Annotated in this window: 1 protein-coding gene; it reads right to left on the bottom strand. The window is 52.3% G+C overall.

Annotated features, from left to right (window positions below; all coding sequences use genetic code 11):
* Positions 1-264: hypothetical protein (locus KDM90_RS18590; RefSeq protein ID WP_212676951.1), on the bottom strand; the 264-nt coding region annotated here is incomplete at both ends.

The raw sequence follows: 264 nt of genomic DNA, 5'->3' as shown, positions 1-264 counted from the left end.
TCGACGCAATTGTGGTACCCGATGTCAAGGACACGGTGTACGTCAGGTTATTCCCTTCCACTACATTACCACCACTGACCACTGTACTAATCGTTGGTTGGTCATCATCAATAATGCCACCATTGCCCGTCACACCACCCACTACCAATGGCAAGGTTTCTGGTGACGCACTATCGACAATCGTGTCATTAATTGTCGCGACCGTGACCGTGAAGCTGGACACGCCCGCTGGGACGATCAAGTTGCTACCGACCAAGCTCACGC

The organism is Affinundibacterium fentianense (assembly GCF_018139545.1).
Taxonomy (GTDB): Bacteria; Pseudomonadota; Gammaproteobacteria; order Burkholderiales; family Burkholderiaceae_D; genus Undibacterium; species Undibacterium fentianense.
The sequence above is the reverse complement of the archived record's forward strand: the minus strand, read 5'-3'. Positions and strand labels throughout refer to the sequence as shown.